Raw genomic sequence first — 15,830 nt, forward strand, 5'->3', positions numbered from 1 at the left:
CCGCTATTAACGAAGGTTGCTTTTAATTTGAGATTAAAGTAATTAATATTTTAATCTATTTTTTTGAAGTGAAGAAGCCAAAGACCCAACCTTCATTACCATTAAATTCAATTTTATACCAATTGCTGCTATTGTCTCTTATGGTTTCAAAATTTCCTTTCTCAATAATATTACAAACATCTCCTTTTTCTAATTGAAACACGACATTGTCTTCTTCAGAATTAGGGTTGCTTCTCGCATTTAAGACTTCAGTACTAATATATAATTGATCAGAGTTTATAGACGCCTCTAGTTCGCTAAAATCATCTTCACCATACGCATCATTATCATCTCCAATTAACGCATTTTGAACAATATCAATAAAACTAGATTGTTGAAATGCTGGATTGTCAGTAATTAATTTAAGCTTTTTTTGCTTTTTTGATTGACTATCTTCATTCATCGCTCTGTTGTATAAAATAGCTAACTTAATATCCAACTCGTCATAGACAAAGTTATCGCTATTTTGAATCCAACCTTCATTTTCTTTTTGAAAACCAGTCACTTTTTCCCAATCTCCTTTAGTTTCGTTTAAAACAACTACAATATCTCCTCGTCCAAATTTGTTACCTACAAATTCCATGACATCGGGTCTTTTATAGATTGCTAAAGTGTTTTTAAGCACCGCTAATTTACCGTTTTCAGATAATAAATACTCGTATACCCAACCTTGTTGTCCGTCTGATAATTCAACTTTTACATAGTCTTTGTTATCACTTGCTGTTTCTTTTTCTCCTAGAAATTTTACGGTTTCTCCAAAATAGATAGTCGTTAAATATTTAGCGCCTTTTCTTCCTGGAATATCACGTAAGCCTACCTTTGGCCATAAACAAACTAATGATTTATCATTCTCTGAAAAGTTAGAGGTTTTAACGTCTAAATCATCACCAGAGTCTGAATCACTACCGCGCTCTGCATCACTACTAGTCTCCATGTCATTATTAGAAGAAGACGATGTGTCTTTATCTTTACAACCGACTATAACAGATAGTAATAAAATAATTAAGTAGTACTTTTTTAATGCGTTTTTTTTCATTTTACTTGGTTTAGTATTGATTTTTTAACAGGGATAAATATAATCCAATTTGAATAGAATACGAATTAAATTATTCGACTATTTTTTCTCTTGCATTTTCTCTTGTTCTTTTTTAATAGGAAAAGGCATTTTAATGAGCAGTGCTTTTTTATAAAATAGACTATTTGTTATTCTCTCACTATTTTTATGCGACTGCTATGTATCCATCCACTAGTACCATCCGCAAGACGGATTAAAGACCAATCACCATTATTACGTTGAATAATAAACTTCTCATCTTCAAACACTTTTTTCACTATGGCATAGTCTGTCCCTTTACCTTCTCTCATATTTGTATAACCATCAGGATCATTGATCATTCCATAGGCTTCACTATCGTCTACTACCAAAGATTTCTGAACAATATCAATAAAGTTTGATTGTTGAAACGCTGGATTATCCATAATTAATTTAAGCTTTTTATTTTTTTTAGAAGCATTATCTTCATTAAGTGCTCTATTATATAAAATGGCTAACTTAATATCTAAATCATCATATACAAAGTCATCACTTTTTTTAATCCAACCTTCATTCTTTTTCTCAAAACCGGTTACTTTCTCCCATTCGCCTTTACTTTGATCTAAGAGCACAACAATATCTCCTCTATCAAACTTATTACCAACAAATTCCATGACATCAGGTCTTTTATAAATTGCTAAAGGCTTTTTAAGCACCGCTAACTTACCGTTTTCGGCAAACAAATGTTCGTAAACCCAACCTTGAGCACCATCAGACAACTCTATTTTTAAATACTCTTTATTATCACTTCCTGTTTCTTTTTCTCCTAAAAACTTTACAGTTTCTCCAAAATAGATAGTTGCTAGATATTTAGCGCCTTTTCTTCCTGCAATATCTCTAAGACCTACTTTTGACCATAAACAGATTAATGCGTTATCATTCTCTGAAAAGTTAGAGGTTTTTACTTCTAAATCATCACTAGAGTCTGAATCACTACTAGTCTCTATGTTTTTATCAGATGTGTCTGAGGTAACGTTATCTTTACAGCCGACCATAACAGCTAATAATAACAGTATTAAGTAGTACTTTTTTAGTGGAATTTTGTTCATTTTACTTGGTTTAGTATTGATTTTTTAACTGGGATAAAAGTAATCCAAATGGAATACAATACGAGTAAAATCATTCGACTATTTTTTGTCTAATGGTTTTACTTGTTATAAATCTGCTTGAATTTGCTATCAGATTGAGAGTTTAATTTCAAAAAAAAGAATTGAGAATTCTCTTGCTTTTAGTTTTTAAGGTTAAAAATTAATTTATAATCACCTGAAGTATTTAGAGCTCTTTTTTCTGCACTATCTCTATTTAAATCAAAATATAAGATACAGGCCTCAAGGAAATTATTAAAAACACCTTCTTGATTTTTATCTCTACTGATAATATTAATGCTTTTATTTTCATTAAAATACATTTCTAAAATTCTAAATCTGTTATGAATTGTTTTATCATCATTACTTTTTATTATAATTTTAGTGATATCCTTTTTATTAAATTGATATAGCTTTTTTTTATGTCCTTGTATTGTAATCAATTCTCCTAAAGAAACATTTAACGTCTTAAAAAATAACGCATTAATTACAATAAACAATACCATCATTAAGGGTATTGCTATAATTACTAATATAAATAGTTGTGAAAATAAAGGTGTATTTGTCATGTCATCAGGTAAAAAGTAATTTGCTAATAATAAGCCTGGAACAACTATTATAGAAACTAATAGGACAGCAAAAATACTCCACATTCTATAATACTTTTCGACTAAAAAAGCTCTAAATTTAAATTGTTTTACTTTCATAAATTTATAAGATTATACAGTGCCCTTTGGCATATTTAGATTTTACAATTATAAACTTGGCATCATTAACTAATGTTGTTGTATTTAAAATACAATTTTAATAAAATAAATAATAGCATTCGACATTTTATAAAATACACCCTACATAATTCAATTAAATTAGTACATTTGTGTAGTAAACTTTAGGAGTAGCTATTAAATTAGTTTGAGAAAAATCCTTAGAACCTGATTTGGTTAATACCAACGGAGGGAAAAGTTATCAGTTTGTTGTATTCACAACACTGCTCCTTTTTTCCATTCTCGACACTTTTATCGTTTATAACATTACAAAAAAAGCATGATGCTTTTTTTTAAGTGATTTTAAACAAATGATAAACATAAAAGTAAATAATACCACACACCAATTTGCCAAAAATAGCTCTTTAGAAGGCGCACTTAATGTGCTTTCTATTCCGGTTAATGGCATTGCTGTGGCGATCAATCAGACTATTATCACCAAAAACGATTGGAATACTACAACGTTAATCGATGGTGATCACATCTTAATTATAACCGCTACTCAAGGGGGATAATCCTATCAACCTTCTTTATATAAAAGCCAATTCAACCAAAAGACATGAAAAATAAAGACACTGCACCAAAGCAAAACGGAATTACAAGACATCCGTTTCCTAATTCTACAAAAATTTATGTAGCCGGAAAAATTCATCCTCAGATCAAAGTTGCTATGCGAGAAATTGCATTAAGTGATACTACAGATTCGATGACAAAAAAGAAAACACCAAACGAACCAGTCACCGTATACGACACCTCTGGCCCTTATACAGATCCTAATAAAGAGATAAACGTACATGCAGGAATAGAAAGAATTCGTGAACAATGGATATTAGACCGAAATAATGTCGAACGGTTAGATCAATTTTCTTCAGACTATTGCAACATGCGTTTAAATGATAAAAGTTTAGATCACATGCGTTTTTCCTTATTAAAAAAGCCATTACGTGCTAAAAAAGGGGAAAACGTAACACAATTGCACTACGCTAAAAAAGGTATCATTACTCCAGAAATGGAATACATCGCTATTCGTGAAAATCAACGTATTGACGAAATGACCGAAATTAGAAAGCAACATAAAGGGGAGCATTTTGGAGCGTCTATTCCTGAAAAAATCACTGCCGAATTTGTACGTTCTGAGGTGGCCAGAGGACGTGCCGTAATTCCGTCTAACATTAATCACCCAGAAGCAGAACCTATGATTTTAGGCCGTAACTTCTTAGTTAAAATTAACGCTAATATTGGTAACTCTGCTGTAACTTCTTCCATAGAGGAAGAAGTAGAAAAAGCAGTATGGGCCTGTCGTTGGGGTGCTGATAATATCATGGATTTATCTACAGGAGAAAATATCCATGAAACGCGCGAGTGGATTGTACGTAACGCTCCAGTGCCAATTGGTACAGTGCCTATTTATCAAGCTTTAGAAAAAGTAAATGGTGTTGCCGAGGATTTAACATGGGAGATTTTCCGTGATACGTTAATCGAACAAGCAGAACAGGGTGTGGATTACTTTACCATTCATGCTGGTGTGTTGTTACGTTACATACCAATGACGGCAAAACGCGTTACAGGTATCGTTTCTAGAGGCGGATCTATCATGGCAAAATGGTGTTTAGCACACCATAAAGAAAGTTTTTTATACACCCATTTTGAAGACATTTGTGAGATCTTAAAACAATATGACGTTGCGTTTTCATTAGGTGATGGATTACGTCCAGGCTCTGTTGCAGATGCTAATGATGAGGCACAGTTTGCAGAACTAGAAACTCTTGGTGAGTTAACACAAATTGCAAGAAAACACGAAGTGCAATGCTTTATTGAAGGTCCTGGTCACGTGCCAATGCATATGATTAAAGAAAATATGGAGAAGCAAATAGATGTTTGTGACGAAGCTCCTTTTTACACGTTAGGACCTTTAACCACTGATATTGCACCAGGTTACGATCATATTACATCTGGTATTGGTGCGGCTATGATTGGTTGGTTTGGTTGCGCCATGTTGTGCTACGTTACTCCCAAAGAACACTTAGGTTTACCTAATAAAGAAGACGTTCGTGTAGGGGTTGTGACTTACAAATTGGCAGCGCATGCAGCGGATTTAGCAAAAGGTCATCCTGGTGCACAGCACAGAGATAATGCCTTAAGTATGGCGCGTTTTGAGTTCCGTTGGTACGACCAATTTAACTTAGGACTTGATCCAGAACGTGCGTTAGAATATCATGATGAAACCCTACCTGCCGATGGTGCAAAGGTGGCTCACTTCTGTTCGATGTGTGGACCAAAATTCTGTTCTATGAAGATTTCTCAGGAAGTTCGTGATTTTGCTGCCGAAAATGACATTGTGGATAACGAAGTTATCGCCAAAGGGTTTGAAGAAAAATCAAAAGAATTTAAAGAGAAAGGTTCAGAAGTCTATTTATAAACTCATTTGGAAGTTCCCACGCTTATAAAAAAAAGCGTGGGCGGGCTTTCCGTTGTATCTTTTGCGAAAAAAGCAAAAGGATGCCACTGCAATCCCTAACTCAAAAACAGAACAACCGTCAATACAAAGTAATCTGTACATTTTAAAACCCAAAACATTATGATAGTTCTTATTGCTCCAGAAAAAGATATTCCCAACGAAATTGAAATATTAAATCAATTATTTGAAGCGGGACTACTGTTCTTTCATTTTAGAAAACCGGATAAAAATTACGAGCAGCATGTCGCCTATTTAAATCAAATAGATAGCAAATACCACAATAGAATCGTGGTGCATTATCATCATGAATTGATAAACGACTTTAATTTAAAAGGAGTTCATTTTCAAGAACAAAAACGAATAGATCATATTGATAATCCAGGACAGTATTTTAAAAGTTTAAACATGTTTGGAAAAACAATCAGCTCTTCTTTTCATGACCCTAAAACAGTAGAAGATTGTACATTCGAATTTGATTATCATTTATTAAGTCCTGTATTTTCCTCCATTTCTAAAGCAAATTATGAAGGGCGTGGTTTTGACGTCAACGGTATCGATAAAACAATTATCGGCATGGGCGGTATTACAGAAGATACCATCGCTAAAGCCTTAACATTAGGATATAAAGGTATTGGTGTATTGGGTGGTATTTGGAATACTGATAATCCTGTGGAGTCTTTTAAAAGTATAAAAAAATGCTACGAAACGCTGCTCACAAAGTAATTATAATGACTTGTATCAAACATATTGTTGCCTAAAGTACTAAATACCTGAACATTTTGAATCAAAAAGAGTATATATTAACTATCGCAGGTCTAGATCCTTCTAGTGGCGCTGGAATAACCTCGGACATTAAAACATTTGAAGCGCATAATCTTTATGGATTATCCGTGTGCACTGCGGTTACGGTTCAGAATGATACCGAATTTACCAACTGTCTTTGGATGGATAAAGACCTTATTTTACAACAAATAGAATTGCTTTTTAAACGCTTTTCAATAGCAGTTGTAAAAATAGGAATCATATCCTCTTGGGAGATTGTCTTAACGGTCGTTCAAACCATAAAAAAACTGAATCCCAATATAAAAATAGTATTAGATCCTATTTTAAAAGCAAGTGCGGGATTTACATTTCATACGTCACAAGATTTAGAAATTTTAGAAAACGTATTACATCATTGTGATTTTATAACACCTAATTATGACGAAATAAAAGCTTTATTTCCAAATAAGACTATTGAAGAGACTATCGATTTTATGGCACAAAAGACAAATATCTATTTGAAAGGGGGACACAGAACAGATAAAAAAGGTTGGGATGAAGTGTATTACAGTAAAATAGAAAAACTAAATATTCCCCCCATGACAACGCAACCTATTTATGATAAACATGGTAGTGGTTGTGTACTATCTGCCGCTTTAGCAGCCAATTTAATGCAAGATATCACTTTAGAAGATGCCTGTAAAAACACAAAGCTGTACACAGAACAGTTTTTAAGTTCTAACCAATCTTTACTAGGATCACATAATTATCACAAATAATGATTAGCAAATTACAATATATTTCACAAGGAGACACTCCTGAAGCCCATCTGGAAAATATCGAAAAAGCCTGTGCTTCTAGTGCCGAATGGGTGCAATTACGTTTAAAAAATGGTGCACCTAAAACGCTTCTGGAAACAGCAAAAAAAGCAAGGGCCATTACCACATCTTTTAACACTAAACTAATAATAAACGATCATTATAAAATAGCAAAAGCGGTACAAGCAGATGGTGTACATTTAGGAAAAACCGATGCCTGTCCTCTACTCGTTAGAGACTATTTAGGTCACGCTTTTATCATTGGAGGAACAGCCAATACACTTCAAGATTGTAATGTTTTATTAGAAAAACAAGTCGATTATATCGGTTTAGGGCCCTATCAATTTACAAAAACAAAACAAAATTTAAGCCCCGTTTTAGGAACATCAGGTTATAAAAAACTATTAGAAGACTTACAAACCAAAACACCTATAATAGCGATAGGTGGTATTACAGTAAAGGATGTCTCTAAAATACTAAAAACGGGTGTTTACGGTATTGCAATCTCTGGAGCTATCACTACTGATGTTACTAATATTGCAAAATTTCAAAAGATTTTGAACTAAATAAACAACACCGTCTCCTTCATCGCAGTCGCAAGGTTATTATGTAAATTAAATTTCTAAAGCACTTAGCCAAACACAAATTCAAACCACAACAAATGAATCATAAATTAAAAATAGCAGATAAAACATTCACCTCTCGCCTATTCACAGGAACAGGTAAGTTTAGTTCCTCAAAACTAATGAAAGAGGCGTTGTTAGCTTCAGAAAGTGAACTGATAACAGTTGCACTAAAAAGAGTGAATGTTAAGAATGAAGACGACGATATTTTATCACATTTAAAACACCCACATATTAATCTATTACCAAATACCTCGGGTGTCAGAACCGCTAAAGAAGCTGTATTTGCTGCACAATTGGCACGAGAAGCCTTACACACTAATTGGATTAAGTTAGAAATTCATCCTGATCCAAAATATCTTTTACCAGACCCTATAGAAACATTAAAAGCAGCTGAAGCACTAGTTAAACTCGGTTTTGTAGTAATGCCATATATACATGCAGATCCTGTATTATGTAAACGACTTGAAGATATAGGTGTCCAATGTGTTATGCCATTAGGTGCGCCTATTGGCACCAATAAAGGCATTAAAACGGTGGATTTCTTAAAAATTATTATCGAACAATCTACCGTACCTGTTATCGTGGATGCAGGTATTGGTAGCCCATCACATGCTGCTTATGCTATGGAATTAGGGGCTGATGCCGTTTTAGTAAATACTGCAATTGCAGTGTCTAAAGATCCTGTAATTATGGCTAAAGCTTTTAAAATGGCTGTAGAAGCTGGTCGATTAGCCTATCAAGCTAAATTAGCATCTGTTAAAAATCATGCGGAAGCTAGTAGTCCATTAACTTCTTTTCTTAATTAATTTGTACTATATAAAGTACAATACTAAACGCTTAATACATGTCATTTAAAAATACTTTTGATACTTACGATTGGGATACTTTAGAAAAAGAAATCTATAATTTTACTGCGGATAATGTTAGACAAGTACTAGATAAAGAGACCATAGATTTAGAAGATTTTAAAGTTTTAATTTCTCCTGCAGCAAATCCTTTTATCGAAGAGATGGCACAACGCAGCCAAGCGATAACAAGAAAACGATTTGGCAATACAATACAAATGTATATTCCGATGTATTTATCCAACGAATGCCAAAACATTTGTACCTATTGTGGCTTTAGTATGACTAATAAAATCCCCAGAAAAACCCTATCTGATTTTGAAATTTTAAAAGAAGTTACTCTTTTAAAATCTAAGGGGTATGATCACATATTATTAGTAACCGGTGAGGCCAATAGAACCGTTGGTGTCTCCTATTTAAAACACGCTATAGAATTGATTAGACCACATTTTTCTAATATTAGTATAGAAGTACAACCTTTAGATGAAGAGGACTACAAACAACTTATTGGAGCCGGACTCTACGCCGTGTTAGTCTATCAAGAAACCTATCATAAAGCAACTTATAAAATCCATCATCCAAAAGGTAAAAAATCGAATTTTGACTATCGTTTGGATACCCCAGATAGATTAGGAAAAGCAGGTATCCATAAAATAGGAATTGGCGCTTTATTTGGATTAGAAGATTGGCGAGTGGATAGTTTTTACACAGCGTTGCATTTAAAGTATCTGCAAAAAACGTATTGGAAAACAAAGTACTCTATTTCTTTTCCTAGACTAAGACCACATCAAGGGGAAGTACAACCAAAAGTAGAAATGACGGATTCTGATTTAGTACAATTAATTTGTGCGTATCGCTTATTAGATGAAGATGTGGAACTATCCATGTCTACTAGAGAAAGTGAAACCTTTAGAAATAATATTATTAATTTAGGAATAACGTCTATTAGTGCAGAATCTAAGACCAATCCAGGTGGTTATGCAGTAGATCCACAATCGCTGGAACAGTTCGAAATTTCTGATGAAAGAAACACAGAACAAATTAAAGACATGATTACCGCTCAAGGCTATGAAGTGGTCTGGAAAGATTGGTATAACAATTATTCTGAATTCAATTAAAATGACATTAACACCATCCGAACAAAAACAATATGACAGACATCTCATTCTAGAGGACATAGGATTAGAAGGTCAGTTAAAATTAAAACAAGCAAAAGTACTAATAATTGGTGCTGGTGGATTAGGGTGTCCCATTCTGCAATATTTGACTGCAGCGGGAGTTGGTACTATTGGTATTGTTGATAATGATACTGTGTCGCAATCCAATTTGCAACGTCAAATAGTATATACACATCAAGATATTGGAAAAAATAAAGCGGAATCAGCCATAAAGCACCTAAAATTATTAAACCCTTATATCAAATTTGAAAGTTACAACCTCAGATTGACAACAGACAATGCCTTGGATGTCATGAGGCCTTACGATATTATTATAGACGGGACAGATAATTTTCCGACTAGATATTTAATAAATGATGCTGCAGTATTACTTAAAAAGCCTGTAGTTTTTGGATCTATTTTTAAATTTGAAGGCCAAGTGTCTGTTTTCAATTATAATAACGGACCAACCTATCGCTGTTTATTCCCCACACCTCCAAAACCAAATGCAGTACCTAATTGTTCTGATGTTGGTGTTTTAGGTGTACTTCCTGGATTAATAGGCATGTTACAAGCCAACGAAGTCTTTAAGATTATTTCTGGTCTTGGAGATGTTTTATCAGGAAAATTACTGACCTATAATATGTTAACCATGGCGCAAGTAGTATTGAATTTTAAAAAAAACGATACCATCCAAATCAAAAGCCTAGAGAATAACTATGCATTTGCATGCGGGATAACAACTAATCATTTAAAAATTACTATAGACGAATTAAATAAAGAGCCAGAAAAGTATAATTTACTAGATGTCCGTGAACCTGATGAAAGAGCATTGTATCATATCGGAGGACAACATATTCCGTTAGGAGAACTGGAAAACAGAGTACATGAAGTGTGTACTGATAAAGATTTAGTTGTGTATTGTAAATCAGGTTTTCGTAGTCAAAAAGCGATTCAAATTTTAAAAGACGAAGGATTAGATTTAGTTATGTTACAGTTAGAAGCTTTAAATTTATAACACATTATTAAACAATTAGTTCTCTGATTTTGATCGGTAAAATTGTTTCATTATATAAACTTCAATTATATAAACACTAATCATTTTTCAATAGAAAATTGTTGATCACGGACTCTTCTATTAAGTATTAAAAGGCATAGAAGTTCTTCTAATATACTTTTATTTAGCCTCTTATTCATTCAATATATTGTAAAGATTTTAGTTATAGAGTTTCGTTAATAAATTATAAAATAAGACTCATCTTTTCTAATTCTTCAATTTGATGACAGACTATGGGAGGTTTTATTTTTGCAGGTATAAAAGGGGCCGAAATTAAAATTTTAGATCATTATTTGTATCAACAGTATTCAAATTAAAAAGGTTTTCTATAGATGAAGCGACTTTAATCTGATTGTAATGAAAACATAAATGTTCTAATTAAAACACCTATTAATAAGACTTAATTAAAGTATTTAAATAATTACATACAATATTAAACGGTGTCGTTTTCTTGTTATAAAAGCACAACCCAAAATTACGCCAACATTCCCTTCTTCAAAACAACACTATTTTATTTTTTTCAAATCCCTTTTTTGGTACTTAAATAAAGCTAGGAATAATACAAAAAGGTTTTTTATTATTAACTAACCTAATCTTCCATAGCGCTTCATTAAAACAAACATTTATGGTAACAAATTCCAAATAAAATTGATGTAGTGTTATAAACATTCTAATAACATAGCCCGTGAAAAAAAAACATGAAACAACATTAAAACAAAAGCGCAACCCGAAAAGCTTACAGAGTAGGGAAATTAAAATATAAAATATCATGAAACAAAAACTATATTATTCAAAGAAAATAAAAAATGCTATACTAGTCATTTTCCTAAACTTGTCTTGTTCTGCTTTTGCTCAAAACACTATTGGGATAGATTATCCAACCAATATTAATGCCGTAAATGAATTAGTCTATGGAACATCTAATGGCGTTGATACTTATAAAACTTTTGAAATCACAATTCCCTTCTATAGCTCTAGTTTAAATGAATTAAAGCTTAGAACAGATATTGTAAGTTATACCTGTAATGGATCAACGATGATAAATGTTGATGGTGTTAATTCTACTTATTCAGGAAATTCAATCGCTACTCTACATAAATGGTTTGTAATACAAAATATAGCTGTAGGTCAAACCTACTACACTATAAAAAGTCTTTGCAACGGCGCGGAAATACCAGGCTCTAGAAAATTAATTAGAATTGTAGTTATTAAAGAAGCTACACCTACTATAGATTTAACTATGGGTGGTTATTGCGTTAAAGATGCAAATGGAAGTTACACTGGTAATATACATTTAACTGCTGTCGGATCGTACACTAACGCAGGAAAATTGTACTTACAAACAACTACTAGTGCTAATAATTGCAATCCTAATTCGTTAATAAAATTAACAAATATGGCGACTTCTAATGCACCTAACAATACAATTAATAATAACGGATTTTATAGTTGCAATGTAATTGGTACTTATAATGTCAAAATGTTTTATCAAGGCACTTCACTAAGTGGGGAGCTAATAACACAACAAATTACAAATGGAGACTTAGGTTGGATTGATTATTCTTTTACTAAATCTTTTGGATCTTGTTTAAATAGAGCTATTCCTGTCCCTTTAGTCAAGTATCGATTACAATTAGAAACTTTATCAGCCGACAGTCCTATAGGCTTTTCTAATCCTGTTAAAGACGAATTAAAACTATTTCTAAATTCAAGTGATAATATTAGTTTCGATATTGAAATTCATAATCTCTCAGGTACTATTGTTAAAAAATCCTCCTTTAAAGATGTTAATAACAAGTCAAATATGAATATTAACATTGAAAATTTAAAAAAAGGTATCTATATAGTAAGTATTAAAAAAGGAAATTCGATTATTAGAAAAAAAATGAGTAAAGATTAAATTAGGCTTAGCAATAAAAAACTCCAGTTAATAAGCTGGAGTTTTTTTTGATATATAATTGATTAAACAACACGACCATTTTAAATTAGTTATAAAAAGAATAAATATATTCTTGAATATCTAATGACTACTAAAGCTAAATCCAGACTACATTTATTGTGGTTAATCTTAATTTTTCATTCAAAAACTTTAAATATATCGAATTAAATTAATAATTCAATATTCTTATTTTCATTTAAATAGCAAACAATACAATCTAATATTCTCTATTATATTAAAAAAATAGAAAAACATTCAATTTTCTTAAAATTTGAAAATAATCTTGCTATGTATCTCTAATAAAGTTCCTATTTTTGCGACAAATTAATCACAAATAAACCCTTAAATGAAAACAAAAGATTTACAATTTAATCGATTAAAAAACAAACTATTTAAAATAGGTTTAGTTTTAGCATGCACGACGGTTAGTGCGCTAGCACAAAATCAACCTATTAGTCCTACAGAAGCTGCAAATAATTTTACTGTATTTACTTCTGGAGATGCTATCGCGATGGGTACAGAATCAGAAGGGTCTTGGGCAGTAGGTGGAAATCTAACAATAGACGGAACGTTTAATATCTTTGGAGGTTTAAACTATTTTAATGATGACACCCAACCAACTGCCTTGGTTGTAAATCAGCAGGTAAATTATGTTACTGGTGGATTACATATTTTAGAAAACAATTTTATCAAAATAGGAGATTTGTCTACAAGTGCTATTTTCAATTTAGATAATAACAACACACCTATAAATACTAGAATCACTTACGCTGGAGGTAACTTTAACAGTAATCCTAAAATAGAATTGTCAACAAATCAAGCGACGACTTCTATCTCAGGAGACACACAAATAGATTTTGTTGGAGCATTTAGTCAATTCATGTCTATTTCAGATGTTATTGGTAGTCTAAACACAAATGTAACTTGGAGTGAAAATGAGTTCAACACTGGTAAACTATGGGTTAATTTAATTCCAAATCAAACAAATGTTATTAATCTAACAGTTGCTGAGTTTAATGGTTTGAATGAAATCAAATTTATTACAGAAGTGCCATCAACAACAACGCCTTTTATTATAAATATTACTGACAGTAGTGACAACCCTGAGGTTGTAACAATTAATAGCTGGCCTAATATTGTAGGAAGTCCATTAGAATATGCAGCTTATATTTTGTATAATTTTCCAAATGTAACGTCTACTATCGATTATACAGGTGGTGCACAAATTTACGGTACGATATACGCGCCAAGAGCTCGTTTTAATAACAGAAGCAACTCCAATATTGACGGACAAATTATTACTGACGTATTAGAACAAAATTCTGGTGAAATTCACGCTTACCCTTTTGATGCAATAATAGAGGTAGAAGACCCCTTGCCTTCTGAAGAAATTTGCGACGGATTAGATAATGATAATGACGGACTTGTAGATGAAGGGTTTGCCGATACAGATGAAGATGGTATTGCAGATTGTATTGACAATTGTCCTTTAATAGCAAACCCAGATCAAGCAGATGCAGATGGTAACGGAATTGGTGATGTATGTGATTCAGACTTTTCTGAAGAAATTTGCGATGGAATAGATAATGACAATGACGGACTTGTAGATGAAGGGTTTGCCGATACAGATGAAGATGGTATTGCAGATTGTATTGACAACTGTCCTTTAATAGCAAACCCAGATCAAGCAGATGCTGATGGTAATGGTATTGGTGATGTATGTGATTCAGACTTTTCTGAAGAAATTTGCGATGGATTAGATAATGATAATGACGGACTTATTGATGAAGGTTTTGCCGATACAGATGAAGATGGTATTGCAGATTGTATTGACAATTGTCCTTTAATAGCAAACCCAGATCAAGCAGATGCAGATGGTAACGGAATTGGTGATGTATGTGATTCAGACTTTTCTGAAGAAATTTGCGATGGAATAGATAATGACAATGACGGACTTGTAGATGAAGGGTTTGCCGATACAGATGAAGATGGTATTGCAGATTGTATTGACAATTGTCCTTTAATAGCAAACCCAGATCAAGCAGATGCTGATGGTAACGGAATTGGTGATGTATGTGATTCAGACTTTTCTGAAGAAATTTGCGATGGAATCGATAATGATAATGACGGCCTTATAGATGAAGGTTTTGCCGATACAGATGAGGATGGTATTGCGGATTGTATTGACAATTGTCCTTTAATTGCTAATCCAGATCAAGCAGATGCTGATGGTAACGGAATTGGTGATGTATGTGATTCAGACTTTTCTGAAGAAATTTGCGATGGAATAGATAACAATAATGACGGAGTTATAGATGAAGGTTTTGCCGATACAGATGAGGATGGTATTGCGGATTGTATTGACAATTGTCCTTTAATTGCTAATCCAGATCAAGCAGATACTGATGGTAACGGAATTGGTGATGTATGTGATTCAGACTTTTCTGAAGAAATTTGCGATGGAATAGATAATGACAATGACGGACTTGTAGATGAAGGGTTTGCCGATACAGATGAAGATGGTATTGCAGATTGTGTAGATAATTGTCCTTTAATTGCTAATCCAGATCAAGCAGATGCTGATGGTAACGGTATTGGTGATGTATGTGAATCTTTAACTTCAGAAGAAGAAGAAGTGTGTGATGGAATCGATAATGATAATGATGGACTTATTGACGAAGACTTTGATGATACTGATGAAGATGGTATCGCTGATTGTGTAGATAATTGTCCTTATACTCCAAATACAGACCAAACAGATTCTGATAACGACGGAATTGGTGATGCTTGTACAGGTAATCCTACTAGGATTTCTTTGTTAAATTTAGATGTATATCCAGTACCTTTTCACGGTGTAGTTAACATTAAATTTACAACACCTTTTGATACAACAGCTAAAATAGAAATATTTGATGTTAGAGGAACTTTAATAAAAAGTATTACGAATTTAGCAACCAAAGCTTCACAAAAATATGTGATACCAGTCGATTTGACAGGTACAGAAAATCAAATGTTGTTTATTAGTTTAACGACTACTAATGGAACAATTGTTAAACAAGTACTATCTAATTAAAACGAAGTAACGTTTTAAAATAGAATACTATCAAAAGCCAGTTTGAACTCTTTCAAACTGGCTTTTGTATTTACAAAAATCTACAAATAATCAACTTGTACTCGTTTTATTATT

General features: G+C 32.6%; 13 protein-coding genes and 1 riboswitch. Of the genes, 10 read left to right on the forward strand and 3 right to left on the reverse strand.

Features of this window, described 5'->3' with window-relative positions; all coding sequences use genetic code 11:
- Positions 1-55: 55 nt before the first annotated feature.
- The 3 genes from H0I26_RS12755 to H0I26_RS12765 all read right to left on the reverse strand — a co-directional run bounded on the left by H0I26_RS12755 (position 56) and on the right by H0I26_RS12765 (position 2,924).
- A complete protein-coding gene (locus H0I26_RS12755) occupies positions 56-1,075 on the reverse strand; it encodes an SH3 domain-containing protein (protein ID WP_218699439.1) in 1,020 nt (339 codons plus the stop codon).
- A 167-nt stretch (positions 1,076-1,242) separates the two neighbouring features.
- A complete protein-coding gene (locus tag H0I26_RS12760) occupies positions 1,243-2,181 on the reverse strand; it encodes an SH3 domain-containing protein (RefSeq protein ID WP_218699440.1) in 939 nt (312 codons plus the stop codon).
- A 179-nt stretch (positions 2,182-2,360) separates the two neighbouring features.
- On the reverse strand, positions 2,361-2,924 hold the full coding sequence (locus H0I26_RS12765; protein WP_218699441.1) for a hypothetical protein: 564 nt from the start codon (positions 2,922-2,924) through the stop codon (positions 2,361-2,363).
- Positions 2,925-3,098: 174 nt separating this feature from the next.
- A riboswitch (TPP riboswitch) is annotated at positions 3,099-3,193 on the forward strand.
- 99 nt (positions 3,194-3,292) lie between these two features.
- On the opposite strand from H0I26_RS12765, the gene thiS reads away from it, so the two are divergent.
- The 10 genes from thiS to H0I26_RS19880 all read left to right on the forward strand — a co-directional run bounded on the left by thiS (position 3,293) and on the right by H0I26_RS19880 (position 15,716).
- Entirely contained in the window at positions 3,293-3,496 is a 204-nt protein-coding gene (thiS, locus tag H0I26_RS12770; RefSeq protein WP_218699442.1) for a sulfur carrier protein ThiS, read from the forward strand.
- 44 nt (positions 3,497-3,540) lie between these two features.
- On the forward strand, positions 3,541-5,400 hold the full coding sequence (gene thiC / locus H0I26_RS12775) for a phosphomethylpyrimidine synthase ThiC (RefSeq protein WP_218699443.1): 1,860 nt from the start codon (positions 3,541-3,543) through the stop codon (positions 5,398-5,400).
- 159 nt (positions 5,401-5,559) lie between these two features.
- A complete protein-coding gene (locus H0I26_RS12780) occupies positions 5,560-6,162 on the forward strand; it encodes a thiamine phosphate synthase (RefSeq protein WP_218699444.1) in 603 nt (200 codons plus the stop codon).
- A 56-nt stretch (positions 6,163-6,218) separates the two neighbouring features.
- The gene (locus tag H0I26_RS12785) at positions 6,219-6,980 is read left to right on the forward strand and encodes a hydroxymethylpyrimidine/phosphomethylpyrimidine kinase (protein ID WP_218699445.1); all 762 of its coding nucleotides are present in this window, start codon (positions 6,219-6,221) and stop codon (positions 6,978-6,980) included.
- The gene (gene thiE, locus H0I26_RS12790) at positions 6,980-7,585 is read left to right on the forward strand and encodes a thiamine phosphate synthase (protein ID WP_218699446.1); all 606 of its coding nucleotides are present in this window, start codon (positions 6,980-6,982) and stop codon (positions 7,583-7,585) included. The genes H0I26_RS12785 and thiE overlap by 1 nt, the downstream gene beginning before the upstream one ends.
- Positions 7,586-7,680: 95 nt before the next feature.
- A complete protein-coding gene (locus tag H0I26_RS12795; protein WP_218699447.1) occupies positions 7,681-8,451 on the forward strand; it encodes a thiazole synthase in 771 nt (256 codons plus the stop codon).
- 38 nt (positions 8,452-8,489) lie between these two features.
- Positions 8,490-9,608, forward strand: coding sequence for a 2-iminoacetate synthase ThiH (gene thiH / locus H0I26_RS12800; RefSeq protein ID WP_218699448.1), 1,119 nt, complete (start codon positions 8,490-8,492; stop codon positions 9,606-9,608).
- A 1-nt stretch (position 9,609) separates the two neighbouring features.
- Positions 9,610-10,665, forward strand: a complete 1,056-nt coding sequence (gene moeB, locus H0I26_RS12805) for a molybdopterin-synthase adenylyltransferase MoeB (RefSeq protein ID WP_218699449.1) — start codon at positions 9,610-9,612, stop codon at positions 10,663-10,665.
- An 808-nt stretch (positions 10,666-11,473) separates the two neighbouring features.
- Positions 11,474-12,604 carry a T9SS type A sorting domain-containing protein gene (locus H0I26_RS12810; protein ID WP_218699450.1) on the forward strand — a complete coding sequence of 377 codons (1,131 nt, stop codon included), beginning with the start codon at positions 11,474-11,476 and terminating at the stop codon, positions 12,602-12,604.
- A gap of 385 nt (positions 12,605-12,989) precedes the next feature.
- Positions 12,990-15,716 (forward strand): thrombospondin type 3 repeat-containing protein, encoded by a 2,727-nt coding sequence (locus H0I26_RS19880; RefSeq protein ID WP_317618188.1) that lies wholly within the window; start codon positions 12,990-12,992, stop codon positions 15,714-15,716.
- Positions 15,717-15,830 lie beyond the last annotated feature (114 nt).

The sequence above is a fragment of the Olleya sp. HaHaR_3_96 genome (assembly GCF_019278545.1).
Lineage (GTDB): Bacteria > Bacteroidota > Bacteroidia > Flavobacteriales > Flavobacteriaceae > Olleya.

Coding starts and splice junctions, on each gene's coding strand:
- H0I26_RS12755 (WP_218699439.1), bottom strand. CDS start 1,075: ATGAAAAAAAACGCATTAAAAAAGTACTACTTAATTATTTTATTACTA.
- H0I26_RS12760 (WP_218699440.1), bottom strand. CDS start 2,181: ATGAACAAAATTCCACTAAAAAAGTACTACTTAATACTGTTATTATTA.
- H0I26_RS12765 (WP_218699441.1), bottom strand. CDS start 2,924: ATGAAAGTAAAACAATTTAAATTTAGAGCTTTTTTAGTCGAAAAGTAT.
- thiS (WP_218699442.1), top strand. CDS start 3,293: ATGATAAACATAAAAGTAAATAATACCACACACCAATTTGCCAAAAAT.
- thiC (WP_218699443.1), top strand. CDS start 3,541: ATGAAAAATAAAGACACTGCACCAAAGCAAAACGGAATTACAAGACAT.
- H0I26_RS12780 (WP_218699444.1), top strand. CDS start 5,560: ATGATAGTTCTTATTGCTCCAGAAAAAGATATTCCCAACGAAATTGAA.
- thiE (WP_218699446.1), top strand. CDS start 6,980: ATGATTAGCAAATTACAATATATTTCACAAGGAGACACTCCTGAAGCC.
- H0I26_RS12795 (WP_218699447.1), top strand. CDS start 7,681: ATGAATCATAAATTAAAAATAGCAGATAAAACATTCACCTCTCGCCTA.
- thiH (WP_218699448.1), top strand. CDS start 8,490: ATGTCATTTAAAAATACTTTTGATACTTACGATTGGGATACTTTAGAA.
- moeB (WP_218699449.1), top strand. CDS start 9,610: ATGACATTAACACCATCCGAACAAAAACAATATGACAGACATCTCATT.
- H0I26_RS12810 (WP_218699450.1), top strand. CDS start 11,474: ATGAAACAAAAACTATATTATTCAAAGAAAATAAAAAATGCTATACTA.
- H0I26_RS19880 (WP_317618188.1), top strand. CDS start 12,990: ATGAAAACAAAAGATTTACAATTTAATCGATTAAAAAACAAACTATTT.